Genomic DNA, 4,873 nt, shown 5'->3' with positions numbered 1-4,873 from the left:
CTGGCAACGATCATTGGGACTACCGGAACCTCAAATCGCTGATTGCCACGGTCTATTACCTGTCAGAGCCCGGTGCGACGGAAGAGTTGCACTACGAGCTAATCCCGGGACGATGGATCGCTTCGGCGCCGATTGGTGAAATCGGCCGGACATGGGCCCAGTAGGGTCCGAAGACAATAACCATAGACTACAGGTGAGCGTGATGAACGACGAATTCGATGCCATTGTCATAGGTTCGGGCATGAGCGGCGGTTGGGCCGCCAAGGAGCTGTGTGAAAAGGGCCTCAAGGTCCTGGTCCTGGAACGCGGTCGCGAGCTGAGCGTCGAGAAGGACTATTCCGACATGCTGTCGCCGTGGGAACTGCCCAATCTCGACCGCATCCAGGAAGACGAGCTGCAAAAACACTACCCCATGCAGTCGAAGTCCGTCGGCTACGCCTTGCACGAAACGACCAAGCAGTTCTGGGTGAAGGAAGACGAACAGCCCTACGAAACGCCGGAAGACGCGCCGTTCGAATGGGTGCGCGGCTATCACAGTGGCGGAAAGTCATTGATGTGGTCGCGGCAATCCTACCGTTTTGGCCCCCAGGATTTCGAGTCGAACAAGAAGGACGGCCACGGTGTCGACTGGCCCATCCGTTACGACGATCTGGCGCCGTGGTACGACCATGTCGAGCGCTTCGCCGGCATTTCAGGCGACCGCGACGGCATCGAAAGCCTGCCTGACGGCATCTTTCAGCCCGCCTTCGACCTGACCCTGCCGGAAAAAGCCTTCGCGGAACGGGTCAACAAGGCCTTCCCGTCACGGCGTGTGATCGCGGCGCGCGTCGCCCACCTGACAGAGCCGACCCAGGAGCAGATGGATCTGGGGCGCGGGCCGTGCCAGGCGCGTAATCACTGCCACCGCGGCTGTTCCTTCGGCGCCTACTTCTCATCGGTCTCCGCGACCTTGCCGGCGGCGCGGCGTACGGAAAACATGACCCTGATCAGCCACGCCATCGTCCATTCGATCGAATATGATCCGGTGACGAAGCGCGCCTCTGGCGTCCGCGTCATCGACGCCAATACGCGTGAGGCAAAGACCTATACGGCCCGGATCATCTTTTTGAACGCTTCGACCGTGGCCTCGACCCTGATCATGCTGAATTCGCGTTCCGCCGCCTTCCCGACCGGTCTCGCCAACAGCTCAGGGCAGTTGGGCCACAACCTGATGGACCATTTCGGCGGCGCTGGCGCAGGTGGCGAATTGCCGGAATTCGACGCCTACTACCATGCCGGACGGCGTCCGGGCGGCATCTATGTCGCCAACTACGCCAACATCAGCGAACACGACAAACCTTTCCTGCGTGGCTATGGCTTCCAGGGCGGATCGTCACGGCCGGGCTGGACGGGAAACCGGCCAGGGATCGGCGAAAGCTTCAAACAGGCCAACCGTACGCCCAAATCCTGGAGCATCGGGATCAACGCCTTTGGCGACATGCTGCCCAATTTCCGCAACACCATCAGTCTGCATGCGAACAAGACTGACAAATGGGGGATGCCCGTCGCTGTCATTGATTGCCGTCTGGGTGAGAACGAGCTCAAGCTAATGCAGGCGGCGTCCAAGGATGCTCTGGCCATGATGAAGGCAGCCGGCTGCACGAACATCTGGTCGAGCGAGGACCGAGGCGTGACGATGGAATCGCTGACCTCGCCCGGCAATAAGATCCATGAAATGGGCACAGCGCGCATGGGCCGAGATCCGAAAACCTCGGTGCTGAACGGCTGGTGTCAATCCCACGACATCCCCAACCTGTTTATCACCGACGGCAGTTGCATGCCCAGCTCGGCGGTGCAGAACCCGTCCCTGACCTACATGGCGCTGACGGCCCGCGCCGCCAATCACGCCGTGGAGTTGCTGAAGACGGGTGTGTTGTAGGCCTGCCGCCGCGCAGCGCTTATTGGAACAAGTCGATCCACAGGTTGCACCGACAGGTTCCGGAAGGGAAAGCCCAACCCGTAGTCGGCGCTCGACGGCGGCCCGGTTGAGTAAAGCAGGAATCGGCCGCTTGCTGCGCGCATTACCCTGTCGCGCTTCAGCGCTCATGACTTGACCAGCAACCGGTCATCTGCTCTACTTGCCTGTGAAAAAATATTTTACAGGCGAAAAGTGAAACCTATCAGTCGACGTCAAGTCCTTGGTGGTCTCAGCATGGCGAGTCTGCTGTCAGGCGCAACCTTCGCTCCCTCTGGGTATGGTGGCGAAGTCGGCCGCTCAACCCAGCGCCTGATATATGACACCCCGGCCTCGACCTGGCTCGAAGCACTGCCGGTAGGAAATGGCCACATGGGCGGGATGGTTTTCGGCGGCATCCGCCAGGAACGCATCCAGCTCAATCATATCGAGCTTTGGTCCGGTCGCGCCGCGCAAGACGACCGTGAAGCGTCGCGCCTTGCTCTGCCTGAAGTCCGCAAACGGCTCTTCGAAGGCCGCTACGCCGAAGCCAACAAGCTGGCTCAGGATCAGATCATGACGCCGATGAATGACGTCACGTTCGGCTCGTATCAGATGCTGGGGGATCTGCACTTCGCATTCGATCATGCTGACGACGAAAATGGGTACAGCCGGGAACTGGATGTCGGCGCCGCAGCCGTCAAGGTCGATTACCTTGCCGGTGGTCATAGCTACAAACGCACCATCATCGCCTCCAACCCCGACCAGGCCATTTTCATACATCTTGAGACGTCCGCGCCGGAAGGCCTGTCGTTTTCGGTATCCCTGAGCCGTCAGAAGGATAGCGCGACGACGTCTGAGGATGGACGCATCGTCTTGCGCGGCACGCCCGCGCAGGGGGGCGTGGATTTCGCCGCCGTTCTGGCCTGCAAAATCGATACGGGCACATGTGTGATCGAACCCGGCGGTTACCGTGTCGCAGGCGCAAAATCCGCAACCCTGATTCTGACCGCGGCAACCAGCCTCTTGCTACCAGACCCACACAGGCAATGTCGCGAGCGCATTGAGGCGGCGCAAAACCGGGCCTGGAAAGGCGTTCTGGCAAACCACACCCAAGACTATCAACGCCTTTTCAAGACGGTCGATCTCCAACTTGGCGACGATGTCTCCCAGCCTTCAGCCGCCTCGCGCCTTTTGGACGCAAGATCGGGTATCGGCATGCCTTTAATGGCCGAAGCCTATTTCAATCTAGGCCGCTACCTGTTCATCGCTTCGTCGCGACCGGGCTCCCTGCCGCCCAATCTCCAGGGACTATGGGCTGACGGCTTTACGCCGCCGTGGAGCGCCGACTACCATATCAACATAAATCTGCAGATGAATTACTGGCCGGCAGAGGTGTGCGGGCTGGGCGAATTGGCAGAGCCGCTCTTCGACTATGTAGACCGCCTCATGCCACACGCCCGGCGGACGGCTGAGGTCGCCTATGGCTGCGGGGGTGCGGCGGCGCATTACACCACCAATCCGTGGGGCATACCGCGCTCGACGGCCTGACCCAGTGGGGACTTTGGCCGGACGGCCTGGCCTGGCTCAGCCTGCATTTCTGGGAGCATTACCTGCACTCGGGGGACCGGACCTTCCTGGAAACGCGCGCCTATCCCGTCTTGAAAGCCTGTGCGCAGTTCAGTCTCGACTATCTTGTGCCGCACCCCGCGACGGGAAAGCTGGTCGCCGGCCCGGCGACATCCCCCGAAAACGGCTATCGTCTGGCCGACGGTACGGCGGGATTCATCAGCATGGGGCCAACCATGTCCCAGTCGATTGCCTTCGCGCTTCTGACGGCGACCGCTCTGGCGGCGCGGATCCTCTCGAAAGACGCCCCCTTTGCCCAGGCCACCGAAGCCGCGGCGGGCCGTCTGGACCGGCTGCGCGTGGGCGAAGACGGTCGAATCATGGAGTGGTCGGAACCGTTTGAAGAGGTCGAACCGGGCCACCGCCACATTTCCCACCTGTTCGGGCTGTTTCCGGGAACGGAGATCGACAGACTTGACACTCCCGACCTTGCCGAGGCGGCGCGCAAGACCCTGGCAGCGCGTTTGTCGCATGGCGGCGGTCAAACGGGCTGGAGTGCGGCATGGCTGGTCATGTTCCGCGCCCGGCTGGGCGAAGGAGATGCCGCCAATGAGATGCTTGAAAAGCTGTTCCGCGAGGCGACGGCGCCAAACTATTTCGACACGCATCCCATGGGGGATGGCGCGGTTTTCCAGATCGATGGCAATCTGGGTGCGACCGCCGCGATGGCGGAAATGCTGATGCAAAGCCACAATGGTCGTTTGTGCCTTCTGCCCGCCCTCCCCGCGGCATGGCCCACTGGGAAGGTTCGCGGGCTCAGAGCCCGGGGCGCCATTGACGTGGATATCTTCTGGCGGGATGGTCGCGCGGTGGCGGCATATTTGCGCTCGGTCAGGGATACCCAATGCCGCATTGTCGCGCCCCCCGGACAAAGGTTCGTCATCGGTTCGCAGGCGCCGGTCTCCTCTTGTGAGGTCAGGCTTTCCGGCGGACGGCCTTTGACGCTCAAATTCGCCTGAGGACGGCCTCGCCAGGCTTGCGCTTCAGCGAAGCAAGGGTTGACAATATCAATATTACGGATCTGGAACGAGACCGGAGAACAAGATGGAAACGCGCCGGCAGGTGTTACAGGGATTGATTTTTAGTCTGGGCGGTGCTGCGGCTCTGTCGGCCTTCCAGGAGGCTGAGGCACAGACACCGAAAGCAACGTCCGGATTTTACGGCGCGGAGGAACGGGCGCTGGTCACGTTTCTGGCCGACGCCATCATTCCGCACACCGACACGCCGGGCGCGCTCGACGCAGGTGTCCCGGCCTATATGGATCACCTGTACCTGACCTGGGCTGGCGAAAAAACCAAGGCGGACCATCAT

General features: G+C 61.3%; 4 protein-coding genes. All 4 read left to right on the top strand.

The window, feature by feature from the left end:
• The first annotated feature begins 202 nt into the window (after positions 1 to 202).
• Positions 203 to 1,918, top strand: a complete 1,716-nt coding sequence (locus ABI_RS16365; protein WP_040309524.1) for a GMC oxidoreductase — start codon at positions 203 to 205, stop codon at positions 1,916 to 1,918.
• 273 nt (positions 1,919 to 2,191) lie between these two features.
• Positions 2,192 to 3,484, top strand: a complete 1,293-nt coding sequence (locus tag ABI_RS23820) for a glycoside hydrolase family 95 protein (RefSeq protein ID WP_083811540.1) — start codon at positions 2,192 to 2,194, stop codon at positions 3,482 to 3,484.
• Complete coding sequence (locus ABI_RS23815) at positions 3,457 to 4,521, top strand: glycosyl hydrolase family 95 catalytic domain-containing protein (RefSeq protein ID WP_050808331.1); 1,065 nt, start codon at positions 3,457 to 3,459, stop codon at positions 4,519 to 4,521. Before ABI_RS23820 ends, ABI_RS23815 begins: the two co-directional genes overlap by 28 nt.
• 85 nt (positions 4,522 to 4,606) lie before the next feature.
• The coding region (locus ABI_RS16355) for a gluconate 2-dehydrogenase subunit 3 family protein (protein WP_040309523.1) at positions 4,607 to 4,873 on the top strand (267 nt) is incomplete at its 3' end.

Origin of the sequence: Asticcacaulis biprosthecium C19, from assembly GCF_000204015.1 — a bacterium.
GTDB lineage: Bacteria > Pseudomonadota > Alphaproteobacteria > Caulobacterales > Caulobacteraceae > Asticcacaulis > Asticcacaulis biprosthecius.
The sequence above is the reverse complement of the archived record's forward strand: the minus strand, read 5'-3'. Positions and strand labels throughout refer to the sequence as shown.

What these genes read in the sequence shown, in the direction of transcription:
- ABI_RS16365 (WP_040309524.1), top strand. Translation starts at nt 203, where the DNA reads ATGAACGACGAATTCGATGCCATTGTCATAGGTTCGGGCATGAGCGGC.
- ABI_RS23820 (WP_083811540.1), top strand. Translation starts at nt 2,192, where the DNA reads ATGGCGAGTCTGCTGTCAGGCGCAACCTTCGCTCCCTCTGGGTATGGT.